The sequence below is a fragment of the Paraburkholderia sp. BCC1884 genome, from assembly GCF_900996225.1.
Taxonomy (GTDB): domain Bacteria; phylum Pseudomonadota; class Gammaproteobacteria; order Burkholderiales; family Burkholderiaceae; genus Paraburkholderia.
Map to the genome: position 1 here is coordinate 95,327 of NZ_CAAJGL010000112.1, position 15,546 is coordinate 110,872.

Annotated in this window: 13 protein-coding genes; 9 read left to right on the top strand and 4 right to left on the bottom strand. The window is 62.3% G+C overall.

From position 1 onward, the window contains the following. Window positions 1–5: 5 nt before the first annotated feature. Window positions 6–473, bottom strand: a complete 468-nt coding sequence (locus tag FQ705_RS26035; protein ID WP_144145946.1) for a DUF4863 family protein — start codon at window positions 471–473, stop codon at window positions 6–8. A 183-nt stretch (window positions 474–656) separates the two neighbouring features. Here FQ705_RS26035 and FQ705_RS26040 point away from each other — a divergent pair, with 183 nt between their 5' ends. From FQ705_RS26040 to boxA, 4 genes are all read left to right on the top strand, one after another. Further along, a complete protein-coding gene (locus tag FQ705_RS26040) occupies window positions 657–1,637 on the top strand; it encodes a helix-turn-helix transcriptional regulator (protein ID WP_144145948.1) in 981 nt (326 codons plus the stop codon). 117 nt (window positions 1,638–1,754) lie between these two features. After that, entirely contained in the window at window positions 1,755–3,425 is a 1,671-nt protein-coding gene (gene boxC / locus FQ705_RS26045; RefSeq protein ID WP_144145950.1) for a 2,3-epoxybenzoyl-CoA dihydrolase, read from the top strand. A 53-nt stretch (window positions 3,426–3,478) separates the two neighbouring features. Further along, window positions 3,479–4,906, top strand: coding sequence for a benzoyl-CoA 2,3-epoxidase subunit BoxB (gene boxB, locus FQ705_RS26050; RefSeq protein ID WP_144145952.1), 1,428 nt, complete (start codon window positions 3,479–3,481; stop codon window positions 4,904–4,906). Window positions 4,907–4,938: 32 nt separating this feature from the next. Next, the gene (boxA, locus tag FQ705_RS26055; protein WP_144145954.1) at window positions 4,939–6,168 is read left to right on the top strand and encodes a benzoyl-CoA 2,3-epoxidase subunit BoxA; all 1,230 of its coding nucleotides are present in this window, start codon (window positions 4,939–4,941) and stop codon (window positions 6,166–6,168) included. Between the two features lie 53 nt (window positions 6,169–6,221). Here the strand turns inward: boxA and FQ705_RS26060 are convergent, their stop codons facing one another. From FQ705_RS26060 to FQ705_RS26070, 3 genes are all read right to left on the bottom strand, one after another. Then, on the bottom strand, window positions 6,222–6,617 hold the full coding sequence (locus FQ705_RS26060) for a type II toxin-antitoxin system VapC family toxin (protein ID WP_144145956.1): 396 nt from the start codon (window positions 6,615–6,617) through the stop codon (window positions 6,222–6,224). After that, the gene (locus FQ705_RS26065) at window positions 6,614–6,850 is read right to left on the bottom strand and encodes a type II toxin-antitoxin system Phd/YefM family antitoxin (RefSeq protein ID WP_144145958.1); all 237 of its coding nucleotides are present in this window, start codon (window positions 6,848–6,850) and stop codon (window positions 6,614–6,616) included. Before FQ705_RS26065 ends, FQ705_RS26060 begins: the two co-directional genes overlap by 4 nt. Before the next feature lie 70 nt (window positions 6,851–6,920). Further along, window positions 6,921–7,661: a TetR/AcrR family transcriptional regulator gene (locus FQ705_RS26070; protein ID WP_186308001.1), complete on the bottom strand. Its 741-nt coding sequence runs from the start codon at window positions 7,659–7,661 to the stop codon at window positions 6,921–6,923. A 302-nt stretch (window positions 7,662–7,963) separates the two neighbouring features. On the opposite strand from FQ705_RS26070, the gene FQ705_RS26075 reads away from it, so the two are divergent. From FQ705_RS26075 to hydA, 5 genes are all read left to right on the top strand, one after another. Then, on the top strand, window positions 7,964–9,244 hold the full coding sequence (locus FQ705_RS26075; protein WP_144145961.1) for a Zn-dependent hydrolase: 1,281 nt from the start codon (window positions 7,964–7,966) through the stop codon (window positions 9,242–9,244). A 133-nt stretch (window positions 9,245–9,377) separates the two neighbouring features. Next, complete coding sequence (locus FQ705_RS26080; RefSeq protein ID WP_144145962.1) at window positions 9,378–10,727, top strand: NAD(P)-dependent oxidoreductase; 1,350 nt, start codon at window positions 9,378–9,380, stop codon at window positions 10,725–10,727. A 66-nt stretch (window positions 10,728–10,793) separates the two neighbouring features. Then, window positions 10,794–12,131, top strand: coding sequence for an NAD-dependent dihydropyrimidine dehydrogenase subunit PreA (preA, locus tag FQ705_RS26085; protein ID WP_144145963.1), 1,338 nt, complete (start codon window positions 10,794–10,796; stop codon window positions 12,129–12,131). Window positions 12,132–12,203: 72 nt separating this feature from the next. Further along, window positions 12,204–13,715, top strand: a complete 1,512-nt coding sequence (locus tag FQ705_RS26090) for an NCS1 family nucleobase:cation symporter-1 (protein WP_144145964.1) — start codon at window positions 12,204–12,206, stop codon at window positions 13,713–13,715. Window positions 13,716–13,767: 52 nt separating this feature from the next. Further along, on the top strand, window positions 13,768–15,219 hold the full coding sequence (hydA, locus tag FQ705_RS26095) for a dihydropyrimidinase (protein ID WP_144145965.1): 1,452 nt from the start codon (window positions 13,768–13,770) through the stop codon (window positions 15,217–15,219). Window positions 15,220–15,546: the final 327 nt, after the last annotated feature.

Sequence of the window (15,546 nt, forward strand, 5' to 3'; positions counted from 1 at the left end):
GGCTCTCAGGCAGGAGTGAATTCGATTGCGCCTTGCGGCAGCAGGTACAGCACCAGCGCGTCGCCGTTTGCAACAGTCGGTCGATGCGCGGAGCCAGGGCCGTACACGCACCAGCCGGCCGGGTGGCCGTCGAAAGTGGCGGCGTCGGTGAGCGGCATGATCAGATCGATCTCGCCGTTTGGATGAACGTGATGGGGACCGGCAATGTTTTTCATCTCGACCACGTCGACGGAAAAACCGTGTGTCTCGGGCAGTGCCTTGAAAATCCGGCCGTAGCGGATGCCGCCGCCTTCGCGATTGCACAGCCAGCCTTCGGCCACGCCCGCGCGGCACGCCGCGGCGAGATCGCGAAACGTCTCGCCGCCGGCGGGATAGGTGCCGTTGAGCCACGCCGCGAGATCGCCGTCGAGCGCCCGGTCGGCCAGTTGCGCGGTCACGCCCGCGATCAGGCGCTGGAATTCTTGTGGGGACATGTGAGCCTCCAGATCGGCGCGCACGCACCTTAATGCATGCGTGATGTCGCGTCGTCTCCGTCACGCTGTCGAAAAAGCTCGACAGCGTTTGTTATTGGATCAATATTTGGCGAAAATTAAACCGTTCACCGGGTGTGTGTCAAGCACTATAGTACATGTATCGTATTCGATAGGCAGTGAAACATGAACCAAAATTACTCTCCAGCGCCACTAGACGATTCGTCCGATGAGGACGCAGGCCGCGCGGAGCGGGCCGACCGCGGCGGCGAGCGCGAAGAGCGCGATCCCTTTCTGACCGCGATGGGTGAACGCGTGCGTTTGCTGCGCGCGCGTCGCGGCATGACCCGCAAGACGCTGGCGACCGAGACCGGTTTGTCGGAGCGACATCTGGCCAATCTGGAGTCGGGGGTAGGCAACGCGTCGGTGCTGGTGTTGCGGCAGATCGCGGCCACCTTGAACTGCCCGCTCGCCGAGGTGATCGGCGACGAAACCACCGCGTCCGCGGAATGGCTGTTGATCCGTGAATTGCTGCAAGGGCGCGACCAGGCGGCGCTGCAGCGCGCCCGCGTGGCGCTTGCCGAGATGTTCGCCCAGGCGCCGCGCGACCCGCATCGCAAGGACCGGATCGCCCTGATCGGTCTGCGCGGCGCGGGTAAATCGACCTTCGGGCGGATGCTCGCGCAGGAGCGCAAAGTGCCGTTCGTCGAGCTGACTCGCGTGATCGAGCAACTGGCCGGTTGCCCGCCCTCCGAGATTCATTCGCTCTATGGCGCGGCGGCTTACCGGCGTTATGAACACCGCGCGCTCGAGGCGGTGATTCAGGAACACGAGCGCGCGGTGATCGCGTCGCCGGGTGGCCTGGTGTCGGAGGCGGGGACTTTCAATGCGCTGCTCTCGCACTGCTACACCGTCTGGCTGCAGGCCACGCCGGAGGAGCACATGCGGCGCGTGGTGGCGCAAGGCGATTTGCGCCCGATGTCGGGCAACAAGGAGGCAATGGACGATCTCAAGCGCATTCTGGCGGGGCGCAGCGAACTTTACGGTCGTGCCGACATGACTTTCGACACCAGCGAGAAAACCTTGGCCGACGCCTATCTGCAACTGCGCGATCGTCTCGCCGCGAGGCTCGCCGCCGAATCGCCCGATGAGGCAGGCCCAGGCTGACATGCAGCGAGACGTCGGGGTTTACTAGCAAACATGCACTAAAATGCTTTACATGGGTGTGATGATGCACTATTGTTCAAAAAACAGAGTTTGCATCGTCCAGTCAGGAGACGCCCCATGTCCACAGCAGAAACCGCCGTTGCGCCGGTCGACTACCGCACCGATCCCTCGCAGTACAAGCATTGGAAGCTGACCTTCAGCGGCCCGGTTGCAACGCTCGGCATCGATATCGCCGAGGAAGGCGGCATCCGCGACGGCTACAAGCTGAAGCTGAATTCCTACGACCTCGGCGTCGATATCGAATTGCACGATGCAATACAGCGCATCCGCTTCGAGCATCCGGAAGTCAAAACGGTGGTGCTCACCAGCCTGAAGGACCGCGTGTTCTGCTCGGGCGCCAACATTTTCATGCTCGGTTTGTCCTCGCATGCGTGGAAGGTGAATTTCTGCAAGTTCACCAACGAAACGCGTAACGGTCTCGAAGACTCGTCGCGCTACTCGGGGCTGAAGTTTCTCGCGGCGGTGAACGGCGCATGCGCCGGCGGCGGGTATGAGCTCGCGCTGGCTTGCGACGAAATCTATCTGGTGGACGACCGCTCGTCGTCGGTGTCGCTGCCGGAAGTGCCGCTGCTGGGCGTGCTGCCGGGCACGGGCGGTTTGACGCGTGTCACCGACAAACGCAAGGTGCGCCACGATCGCGCCGACATCTTCTGCACGGTGGTCGAAGGCATTCGCGGCGAGCGCGCGAAAGCATGGCGTCTGGTGGATGAAGTCGTGAAGCCGAATCAGTTCGATCAGGCGATCCAGGCGCGCGCGCTCGAACTCGCCGCACAAAGCGATCGTCCTGCCGATGCGCAAGGCGTTGTGCTCACTCGTATCGAACGCACCGATCGCGAGGACGGCCTCACTTACAGGACCCTCGACATCACGATCGATCGCGCCAAACGAATTGCCACCTTCACGGCGAAAGCACCCGCGACGGAACAGCCCAGCGATATCGAAGCGATCGTTGCGGCCGGCGTGAACTGGTGGCCGCTGCAATTCGCCCGCGAACTGGACGATGCGATCCTGTCGATGCGCACCAACGAGTTGCAGGTCGGCACGTGGGTCTTCAGAACCGAAGGCGAAGCGCGCAATCTGCTCGCCGTGGATGCCACGCTGATGCAGCACAAGGACCATTGGTTCGTGCGCGAAACGATTGGCCTCTTGCGTCGTACGCTGGCACGCATCGACGTGTCTTCACGTTCGCTGTTCACGCTGATCGAGCCGGGCTCCTGCTTCGTGGGCACCTTCGCCGAACTCGCGTTCGCAGCAGACCGCACCTACATGGCCGCGCTGCCGTCCAACGAAGACGAGGAGCCGGCGATCACGCTCTCCGAAGTCAACTTCGGTCTTTATCCGATGGTCACGCATCAATCGCGTCTTGCGCGCCGTTTCTATGAAGAGGCCGGCCCGCTCGACGCTGTGCGCTCGCTGATCGGTCAGCCGATCAAGCCGGTGGAAGCCGAACGGCTCGGTCTCGTGACCGCGTCGCCCGACGATATCGACTGGGCCGACGAAATCCGCATCGCGCTGGAAGAACGCGCGGCGATGTCACCGGATGCGTTGACCGGCCTCGAAGCCAATCTGCGCTTCAACGGACCGGAAACGATGGAGACGCGCATTTTCGGCCGTCTCACTGCCTGGCAGAACTGGATCTTCAACCGGCCGAATGCAGTGGGCGAGAAGGGCGCGCTCAAGGTGTACGGCAAGGGCAGCAAGGCGCAATTCGACGTCTCGCGCGTTTGACCCTGACTCGCCTCTCACCGTCTGCACTGCAGTTTCCGAACAAGGAACCGACCATGTCAACGATCAACTACAGCGAAAAGATTCCGAACAACGTCAACCTCGCCGACGACCGCGCGCTCCAACGCGCGCTCGAACAGTGGCAGCCTAATTTTCTGTCCTGGTGGGGCGATATGGGCCCGGAAGGCTCGCATGGCTATGACGTCTATCTGCGCACGGCGGTGAGCGTCGATGCGGGCGGCTGGGCGCACTTCGATCACGTGAAGATGCCGGATTATCGCTGGGGCATTTTTCTCACACCGGGCGAACAGGATCGCAAGATCCACTTCGGCGAGCACAAAGGCGAGGCGGCCTGGCAGGACGTGCCCGGCGAGCATCGCGCCAATCTGCGCCGGATTATCGTCACGCAAGGCGATACGGAGCCGGCGTCGGTCGAGCAGCAGCGGCACCTGGGGTTGACCGCACCTTCCATGTACGACTTGCGCAACCTGTTCCAGGTCAACGTGGAAGAAGGCCGTCATTTGTGGGCGATGGTGTATCTGCTGCATCGCTATTTCGGCCGCGACGGCCGCGAGGAAGCCGAGGCACTGCTGGGTCGCCGTTCCGGCGATGAGGACAACCCGCGCATTCTCGGTGCATTCAACGAGAAGACGCCGGATTGGCTCGCGTTCTATATGTTCACGTATTTCACCGACCGCGACGGCAAATTCCAGTTGTCGGCACTGGCCGAGTCGGGCTTCGATCCGCTCGCGCGCACGACGAAATTCATGTTGACCGAAGAAGCGCACCATATGTTCGTCGGCGAATCGGGCGTGTCACGCGTGATCCAGCGCACGGCGCAGGTGATGAACGAACTGGGCACCGACGACGTCGCGAAGATTCGCGCGGCTGGTGTGATCGATCTGCCGACCATTCAGCGCTATCTGAACTTCCACTACTCGGTGACGATCGATCTGTTCGGCGCGGATCATTCGTCGAATGCCGCGACCTTCTATAGCTCGGGTTTGAAAGGCCGCTATGAAGAGAACAAGCGCGACGACGATCATCAATTGAACGGGCAGAGCTACAAGCTGCTCGACGTGCAGGAAGGCAAGCTGGTCGAGCGCGAAGTGCCGATGCTCAACGCGATGAATGAAGTGCTGCGCGACGACTACATCAAGGATTCGGTGGCGGGCGTGGGCCGCTGGAATAAGGTGCTCGAAAAAGCCGGGATCGATTTTCGCATGACCGTGCCGCATAAAGCGTTCAACCGGCAGATCGGCACTTTTGCGAACACGCGTGTGTCGCCCGACGGCCGCGTGGTCAGCGAAACCGAATGGGCCGCCAACGAGGCGAAGTGGCTCGCCACGCCGGAAGATCGCGCCTACGTAGCGTCGCTGATGGGTCGTGTCACGGACCCCGGCAAGTTCGCCAACTGGATCGCGCCGCCGGCCATGGGCGTGAACCGTCAGCCGGTGGATTTCGAATACGTGCGCTTTAACTGAGTATCTGTCCGACGTACCTGGTGGAGGAAGTCATGAACGGCCCAGTATCGATCGAAGTTCTCAGGCAGCATCTGATCGATCCGGAGATCTGCATTCGCTGCAACACGTGCGAAGAGACTTGCCCGGTCGATGCGATCACGCACGACGACAGTAACTATGTGGTCAAGGCGGAAATCTGCAACGGCTGCATGGCGTGCGTGCCGCCTTGTCCGACGGGCGCGATCGACAACTGGCGCACCGTGTTGCGAGCCGACGCGTATCCGGTCGACGAGCAGTTCAAGTGGGACGTGCTGCCGGAACAGACCACGATGGCCGTTGCGGCGGTGGATGAAACGTCGAACGTGGATGCGTCGGACGAGGCGAGCGGGATCGAAGTGGACACCGTGCGCGGTTCGGTCGTGCCGCCGTGGTCGGCCGCTAAGCCGTACGTGAATCTCTATACGCACAAGACGCCGACCACTGCGACCGTGGTCGGCAACTACCGGCTCACGGATGCGTCGACCGATAGCGATATTCATCATATCGTGCTCGATTTCGGCACGATGCCGTTTCCCGTACTGGAAGGTCAGTCGATCGGTATTTTGCCGCCGGGTGCGAGCGGCGATGGCCGCGCGCATCACGCGCGTCAATATTCGATCGCGAGTCCGCGCGACGGCGAGAGGGCCGGTTATAACAACGTCTCGCTGACTGTCAAACGCGTTTCGCAGCAACACGGCGACACGATCGACGGCGTCTGCTCGAACTATTTGTGCGATTTGAAGAAGGGCGATGTCGTCAGTGTGATCGGACCGTTCGGCGGCACCTTCCTGATGCCGAACCATCCAGATTCGCATTTGTTGATGATCTGCACGGGCACGGGGTCGGCGCCGATGCGCGCGATGACCGAGTATCGCCGGCGGCGGCGTTTAAAGGGCGCCACGGGCAAGCTGATGCTGTTTTTCGGCGCGCGGACCAAGGAGGAGTTGCCGTACTTCGGGCCGCTCACCAATCTGCCGAAAGATTTCATCGACACCAATCTGGCGTTTTCGCGCACACCGGGTCAACCGAAGCGTTATGTGCAGGACGCGATGCGCGAGCGGGCGGTGGATGTGGCGCAGATGTTGAAGGACGACAACACGCATATTTACGTGTGCGGGTTGAAGGGAATGGAGGACGGCGTGCTACAGGCGCTCAAGGAGATCGGCGAGCGGCATCAGCTGGATTGGGAGGTGCTGTGGGCGAGGTTGAAGCGGGAGGGGCGGTTGCATCTGGAGACGTATTGAGCAAGGATTCAGCGCCCTTGTGGTGCTCCGCGGCGTGGGCCCGCAAGGTGCCTTCACCAGATGGTTTTAACGTGACGGTACGCGCGGATCTTTTCGTCTTTCGTGACGAGCGGAGCGGCCAGTTTGCGGGCTGTCGCGACGATCATCCGGTCGGCGGGGTCCTTATGGAACTCGCCAGGCAGCTCGACGGATTTGATTGAGATTTCTACATCGACAGGAACGAAGCGTACCGCTTCGATCGACGATACTGCAGCAAGCCAACTGCTCACGTCCATCGAGAGATCAAGTCTTTCCCGCTCTACCAGCATGGCAATTTCCCAGGCGGAGATGGCCGAGACGACGATGTCACCACCAGCCAACTCCTGAGTAATCGCCGATTTTGCTTTCCTGCTCAAGCTCGCATCGCCGTTGACCCACCAGATCAAGGTATGGGTGTCCAGCACGATCACTGCGCAGCCTCCCAGTCGTCCTCCGCCACGGGCGCCGTGGGATTGTCATAGCGCAGGACCGTTCCGCGCAGCACATCGAGGGCGCTGCGTTCGACGCCGCGATAGGGGCGCACTTCGACTGCTGGTTTGCCATGGTCAGTAACGATCACACTTTCCCCCGAAGATTCCACCTGCCGGAAGTATTCCAGCGCTTTGGCTTTGAATTCAGATTTGGATACGAGTTGTCCTGCCATGATTATACCTATGGTCAGATGTCTATAGTCATAATTGCGAGATGAGACCGGATTATACCTAGTCCGTGGACTATCGCGAGGATCGCGTGTCTGTCGGCGACACCGCCCCACACGCCCGAATCACCAACTGCACCACCTCTTCCGTGGTCGCCTCGAACGCCTTTTGCGTCAACGCACGCTTGCCTTTGAGCGCGCGAATCTGCGCGTCGAAGTCGGCGTAATGCTGGGTGGTTGCCCAGATCATGTACATCAGCGTTTGCGCATTCACCGGCGCGAGCAGGCCGCGCGCAATCCAGTCGTCGATCACCTTCACGCGACTCTCGAGCCAGGGCTTCACGCGTCCGGTGAGAATGTCCTCCATGTGCTCGGCGCCGTGAATGATCTCGCTCGCCCATACCTTCGAGCCGAGTGGACGACGGCGCGACAATTCCATTTTCGCGCGCACGTAGCCGCCGATCGCTTCGACCGGATCGTCGCTGCATTCGAACGTATCCGCCGCGCGATGCCAGTCTTCGAACAGATCTTCCAGCACGCGCCGATACAACGCGAGCTTCGTCGGGAAGTAGTAATGCACGTTGGCTTTCGGTAAGCCTGCGCGCTCCGCGATCATCGCGGTGCTGGCGCCGTCGAGTCCCCGCTCGGCGAAAACCGCTTCGGCGCACTGCAGCAGATGCGCTTCATTCGACTCGCGAATATGTGCCTTGCGCCGCCGCAAAGGCAAGCGGGTTTGCTCGTTTTCAGTGATGTCGGCGGCCACGTCGTCGTCTCTCATGTTTGCCTTCGGCGGCATGCGTGCCGCGTCGCGCTTCATTCTAGTCGCTCGACGCGACACGCACACGCGCATTCATCGCGCGCGACAAAGCGCTGCTGCGCTGCAATGGCACGCTTCTCGCTATGTTTTCCACCGTACGAAAGGCATTGATTTGGCGGGCTTAATCAGCTACAACCTGTCCAACTGGACAGGATTGGAAGAGCGGGCGATGCCCCAGGGTTTGCCCTCTGAACAAGAGGCGTCAACACGCATCGAGTGTGCACCGCTGCCGTGCGGGCACGCCCCAAAACCCGCCGTCGATGCACCAGTTTCATGTCGGTTCACCGAAAGGAGCGAGACGAATGAATGCGGTATCCGAAGCATTGAGGCAAGCAGAACCCGCCACGTCGATCAGGATCGACGGCAAGCGGCTGTGGGACAGCCTGATGACGATGGCGAAGATCGGCGCCACGCCGAAAGGCGGTGTCTGCCGCCTGGCGCTCACCGACCTCGACAAGGAAGGGCGCGATCTGATCGTGAGCTGGGCCAGGGACGCCGGCTGCACGATCAGCGTCGATCAGATGGGCAACGTGTTCATGCGCCGCGCCGGCCGCAATCCCGATGCGCTGCCGGTAATGACCGGCTCGCACGCGGACTCGCAACCCACCGGTGGCCGTTTCGACGGCATTTACGGCGTGCTGGGCGGTCTCGAAGTGATTCGCAGTCTGAACGATCACGGCATCGAGACCGAGCATCCGGTCGAGGTGGTGATCTGGACCAACGAAGAAGGCTCGCGTTTCGCTCCCGCCATGGTCGCCTCAGGCGTGTTCGCCGGCGTGTTCACGCTCGACTACGGCCTCTCGCGCAAGGACGTGGACGGCAAGACCATCGGTGAAGAATTGAAACGCATCGGCTATGCGGGCGATTTGCCGTGCGGCGGACGTCCCTTGCATGCGGCCTTTGAATTGCACATCGAACAGGGGCCGATTCTCGAAGCCGAGCACAAGACCATCGGCGTGGTGACCGACGCGCAAGGTCAACGCTGGTACGAAATCACCCTGACCGGGCAGGAGGCGCATGCGGGTCCGACGCCTATGCCGCGGCGGCGCGATGCCTTGCTTGGCGCCGCGCGCGTGGTCGATCTGGTCAATCGCATCGGCCTCGACAACGCACCGTTCGGTTGCGCGACGGTCGGCATGATGCAGGTCTATCCGAACTCGCGCAACGTGATTCCCGGGCGGGTGTTCTTCACGGTCGATTTCCGTCATCCCGACGATGCCGTGCTGGCGAAAATGGATGCCGCCTTGCGTGAAGGTGTGGCGAAGATCGCGAGCGCTATCGGCCTTGAAACCGAACTCGACCAGATCTTTTATTACGCGCCCGTCGCCTTCGACGAAGCCTGCGTGAAGTCGGTGCGCGCGGCGGCGGAACGCTTCGGTTATCCGCATCGCAACATGGTGTCCGGTGCGGGACACGATGCCTGTTATCTGTCGCAAGTCGCGCCGACGTCGATGGTGTTCGTGCCGTGCGTCGACGGTATCAGTCACAACGAAATCGAGGACGCCACGCTCGAATGGATCGAGGCGGGCGCCAACGTGTTGCTGCACGCGATGCTGGAGCGCGCATGCGAGCCGGTTTCATGATCCATCGGTAGTTTTTTGCGGTTGCGGTGGTTTCATCCGCTTCACCGTCGTGCCCATAAAAGATGCCGCCCCGGCTGCGCTTCAGCGCAGCCGGCGGGACCGGCTACGTCCTCACATCGAAGAAGGAACGTGTATGGCTATCAAGCAAACCGGCGACATTGCCGCGCAGCGGCTATCGCCCGAGCAGCTTTCGTGCGAGTTCTCCGACATCGCGCCTTTGCTCGACGCAAGCGCGGCGGCCGCCGCGGCGAGTCGCTGCCACTACTGCTACGACGCGCCGTGCGTAAACGCGTGCCCCACGCAGATCGACATTCCCAGTTTCATTCGCAAGATCGGCAACGGCAATCTGAAAGGCGCGGCGGTCGATATTCTCTCGGCCAATCCGATGGGCGGCATGTGCGCGCGCGTTTGCCCGACCGAAATTCTTTGCGAAGGCGCATGCGTTCGTAATCATCAGGATGCGAAGCCGGTTGCAATCGGCGCGCTGCAACGTCATGCAACCGATTGGGCCATGGCGCGTGGTGAGCCACTGTTCACGCGGGCCGCACCGACTGGCCGGCAGGTGGCGGTGGTCGGCGCGGGGCCGGCGGGACTCGCTTGCGCGCATCGGCTTGCGCTGGCCGGCCACGACGTCACGATTTACGACGCTCGCGAAAAAGCGGGCGGCCTCAATGAATACGGCATCGCTGCCTATAAGACCGTCGACGATTTTGCGCAGCGGGAAGTCGAGTGGTTGTGCTCGGTCGGCGGTATCGAGATCAAACACGGCGTCTCGCTGGGTCAAGACCTCGACCTCGATACGCTGCGCAAGCAACACGATGCCGTGTTTCTCGCGATCGGTCTGACGGGCGTGCGCGCGCTGGCGATGGAAGGCGAAGACTTGAGCGGCGTGATGAACGCCGTGGATTTCATCGAACAGGTACGCGCCGCGAGCGACGTCGGCACGGTGCCGGTCGGCCGCCGGGTCGTCGTGATCGGCGGCGGCAATACGGCAGTGGATGCCGCCGTGCAAAGCCATAAGCTCGGTGCGACCACGGTGACGATGGTGTATCGACGCGGCGTCGAATCGATGAGCGCCACCTGGGCCGAACGCGACTTCGCGCAGACCAGCGGCGTAACGCTCATTACGCACGCAAGGCCGATGCGTCTGATTGGCGAAGACGGCGTGGTCACGGGTGTCGAATTCGAGCGCACGTCGAGCGGGGGCACTCAGGAGCGTTTCGTTGTCGAAGCGGACATGGTGCTCAAGGCAATCGGTCAAACCTTGGTGCCGGTCGGCGTCGCGCGCGAACTGTTGACGCTCGACGGCAGCCGCATCGCAGTGGATGCGAGTGGGCAGACCACGCTTGCCGGCGTGTGGGCAGGTGGCGATTGCGCGGCGACCGGTGGCATCGATCTCACGGTGCAGGCGGTGCAGGACGGCAAGGTCGCGGCCGCCGGCATCGACGCCGACTTCGCCCGCACGGCCGTGAAAGCCGCGTAGACGGGTCGAGCCGCCCACATCACACACCTGATACAGACAAAAACAGCTGTCCCCAAGGAGCCGAACATGGCCGATCTGCGCTGTACGATTGCCGGCATCACTTCGCCGAATCCTTTCTGGCTCGCCTCCGCGCCGCCGACCGACAAAGCCTATAACGTGAACCGCGCGTTCGAAGCGGGCTGGGGCGGCGTGGTGTGGAAGACGCTGGGCCTCGACCCACACGTGGTGAACGTCAGCTCGCGCTATGGCGCGGTGCAATGGAACGGCCAGCGCATGGCGGGCCTGAACAACATCGAGCTGATCACCGACCGTCCGCTCGATATCAATCTCAAGGAAATCGCGCAGGTCAAACGCGACTGGCCGGATCGCGCGATGATCGTCTCGCTGATGGTGCCGTGCAACGAACGTGACTGGAAATGGATTTTGCCGCTGGTGGAGGACACCGGAGCGGACGCGGTCGAACTCAATTTCGGCTGCCCGCACGGCATGAGCGAACGCGGCATGGGCGCGGCGGTCGGCCAGGTGCCGGAGTACATCGAGATGGTCACGCGCTGGGTCAAGGAAGGCACCCGACTGCCGTGTCTCGTGAAGCTCACACCGAATATCAGTGACATTCGCCTCGGTTCGCGAGCGGCTTATCAAGGTGGCGCGGACGGCGTGTCGCTCATCAACACGATCAACTCGATCGTGGCGGTCGATCTCGATGCGATGGCGCCGTTGCCGATGGTCGATGGCAAGGGCACGCACGGCGGCTACTGCGGGCCGGCCGTCAAGCCGATTGCGTTGAACATGGTCGCCGAAATCGCGCGTGATCCGGAGACGCCGAATCTGCCGATCTCCGGCATCGGCGGGATCTCGACCTGGCGCGACGCCGCCGAATTCATGGTGCTCGGCGCGGGCAGCGTGCAGGTCTGCACGGCGGCGATGCATTACGGCTTTCGCATCGTCTCCGATCTCGCCGACGGCCTCTCGAACTGGATGGACGAAAAAGGCTATGCGACGCTCGACGATATTCGCGGCCGCGCCGTGCCCAACGTCACCGACTGGAAGTACCTGAACCTCAAATACGACATCAAGGCGCGCATCGATCAGGACAAGTGCATTCAGTGCGGCCTGTGCCACATCGCCTGTGAGGACACGGCGCATCAGGCGATCATGAAAGAAAAAGATGGCGTCCGGCATTTTGAAGTGATGGACTCCGAATGTGTCGGCTGCAATCTGTGCATGCACGTCTGCCCGGTCGAGCAATGCATCACGATGGAACGCGTGGATAACGGCGAGTACGCGAACTGGACCACGCATCCGAATAACCCGGCGCGCGTGGGCGTTCCGGAAACGGCCGGCGCGGATGCCGGGCAGAGCGTCGAAGCGACGGCGCACGCACACGCGGCAAAGGCAGCCTGACCATATTCACCTCATAGCCCGACGCGCCACCAGACGCCGCGCGGGTCCCAACGATCCAGTGGAGATCTTTCGATGAAGCAGACAGCGCAATCCGTCGATCCGCAGCTAGCGGCCGGCGCGCAGGGCAGCAGTCTTTACAACGACGACCTCGCGCCGACCGGCGTCGCGCAACGCACCTGGCGGTGGTATCACTTCGCCGCGTTGTGGGTGGGGATGGTGATGAACATCGCGTCGTACATGCTCGCCGCGGGCTTGACGGAAGAGGGCATGTCGCCGTGGCAGGCCGTGGCGACCGTGTTGCTCGGCAATCTGATCGTGCTGGTGCCGATGCTGTTGATCGGCCATGCAGGCGCCAAGCATGGCATTCCGTACGCCGTGCTGGTGCGCTCCTCGTTCGGCACGCAAGGCGCCAAGCTGCCGGCCATGCTGCGCGCGATCGTCGCGTGTGGCTGGTACGGGATTCAGACCTGGCTCGGCGGTAGCGCGATCTACACGCTGCTGAACATTCTTACCGGCAACGCACTGCATGGCGCGGCCTTGCCGTTTCTCGACATTTCGCTCGCGCAGCTCGCCTGTTTTCTCGCGTTCTGGGCCTTGCAGATCTACTTCATCGTGCATGGCACCGACTCGATCCGCTGGCTCGAAAGCTGGTCCGCACCGATCAAGATCGTGATGTGCATCGCGCTCGTATGGTGGGCGACGTCGAAGGCGGGCGGTCTCGGCTCGATGCTGTCGGCGCCGTCGCAATTCGTCGCGGGCGGCAAGAAAGAGGGGATGTTCTGGGCGACCTTCTGGCCCGGCCTCACCGCGATGGTCGGTTTCTGGGCGACGCTCGCGCTGAACATCCCCGACTTCACGCGCTTCGCCCGAACGCAGCGCGACCAGATCATCGGCCAGTCGGTCGGCTTGCCGGTGCCGATGGCCTTGCTCTCGGTGATCTCGGTGGTGGTGACCTCGGCCACCGTAGTGATCTACGGCAAGGCGATCTGGGACCCGATCGACCTGACGAGCCGCATGACGGGCATCGGCGTGGGACTCGCGCTCATCATCCTGACGCTCGACACGATGTGCTGCAATCTGGCGGCCAACCTCGTCGGTCCGGCTTACGATTTTTCGAGCCTGTGGCCGAAGGGGATTTCGTATCGCGTCGGCGGCATGATTACCGCGACCATCGCGATCGTGATGATGCCGTGGAAGATCCTCGCGACCACGCAAGGCTATATCTTCACGTGGCTGGTCGGTTATTCGGCTCTGCTCGGTCCGGTCGCGGGCATTCTGATGGTCGACTACTTCCTGATTCGCGGCACGCGGCTCGATGCGCGCGAACTGTTCGACGAGCATGGCGAATACAGTTACACGGGCGGCTGGAATATCGGCGCGGTGGTCGCGCTGCTGGTCGGCGTGTTGCCGAATCTGCCGGGTTTCCTGCACACCGCATTTCCGGCTTCGTTCCCGAACGTGCCGGCGATCTTCAACACGCTCTACACGTATGCATGGTTTGTCGGACTCGCGTTGGCGTCGATCGTATACAGCGCCTGGATGAAATTGAGCAAGGGGCCGAGCGCGCGCGTGGCGAGCGCATGAGCCTGCAGTACGAAGTAGGACCGAAACCAGCAGTTCATAAGGAGGCGGCAACATGACGACCCTGATTCGCGGCGGCACGATTATCGACGCGGAGAACACCTATCGTGCGGATGTATTGTGTGCGGACCCGCAGGACGGCGGCACGATCCTGCAGATCGGCGCCGACCTCGAAGCGCCCGCGGGCGCCACGATCGTCGATGCGGGCGGGCAGTACGTCATGCCCGGCGGCATCGATCCACATACGCATATGGAATTGCCCTTCATGGGCACGACCGCGAGCGACGATTTCTACACGGGCACGGCGGCGGGTTTATCGGGCGGCACGACCAGCATTATCGATTTCGTGATTCCGAGCCCGAAGCAGTCGCTGATGGAAGCCTTCAGGGAATGGCGCGGCTGGGCCGAGAAAGCTTCGTCCGATTACGGCTTTCACGTCGCGGTCACGTGGTGGGACGACTCGGTCTATCGCGACATGGGCACGCTCGTGCATGAACACGGCGTGTCGAGTTTCAAGCACTTCATGGCCTACAAGAACGCAATCATGGCCGACGACGAAGTGCTGGTGAACAGCTTCTCGCGTTCGCTCGAACTCGGCGCATTGCCCACCGTGCATGCGGAGAATGGCGAACTCGTGTTCCAGTTGCAGCGACAGTTGCTGGCCAAAGGCTTCACGGGACCGGAGGCGCATCCGCTGTCGCGGCCGCCGGAAGTGGAAGGCGAGGCGGCCAATCGCGCGATTCGCATCGCACAGGTACTCGGCGTGCCGGTGTATATCGTGCATGTCTCCGCGAAAGATGCGGTCGACGCCATCGCGCGTGCCCGTAGCGAAGGGCTGCGCGTGTTCGGCGAAGTGCTGCCGGGTCATCTGGTAATCGACGAAGCGGTGTATCGCGATCCCGACTGGACGCGCGCGGCGGCGCACGTGATGAGCCCGCCGTTTCGCTCGGCCGAACATCGCGAGGCATTGTGGCGCGGTTTGCAGGCGGGTCAGCTGCACACCACGGCGACCGATCACTGCGTGTTCTGTGCGTCGCAGAAAGCCATGGGCCGCGAGGACTTCACCAAGATCCCAAACGGCTGCGGCGGCGTCGAGGACCGCATGGCGGTGCTCTGGCATCACGGTGTGAATTCGGGGCGTCTCACGCCGAACGAGTTCGTGCGCGTCACGTCGACCAATGCGGCGCAAATCTTCAATCTCTACCCGCGCAAAGGCGCGGTCCAGGTCGGCGCGGATGCCGATCTCGTCGTGTGGGATCCCAACGCGAGCAGGACCATTTCGGTGAAGACGCATCACCAGAAGGTCGACTTCAACGTGTTCGAAGGCATGACGGTGCAGGGCGTGGCGATGCACACGCTCACGCGCGGCGCACTCGCCTGGACCGACGGCGAATTGCGTGCGGTGCGGGGCGCGGGACGTTATCTGAAGCGTCCGCCGAATCCGGCTTACTTCGACGCGATTCGCGTGGCCAACAAGCGTAAGGAGCCGCATCCGGTGGAGCGTTGAGCCCGTGCAATCGAACAGGCGGTGCAGGCCGACGGGCCCGCACCGCTTTTTTTCGGACCGTGCTTTCGTCGCGGCCGCCCGCTTCCCGCGTTTTCCCCGATGGCGCCCGGACCCGGTTCCATGGTGCGATGCATGCCGCAATCGGCCATCTGTTGTAGAGTCGCATTTCATGCCATGACAGAGGTGGCGGCTGTCCGCTTAGCACGAATGCGCATATTGATCGGAAAGCTGATCCTTTGTAAAAACGCAGGCCGTTTGCTACAGTCCGCCCACTCCGCCGGGCGCTAGCACTGGCGGGAAACGACAGACACAAAACCTGGCCACCGA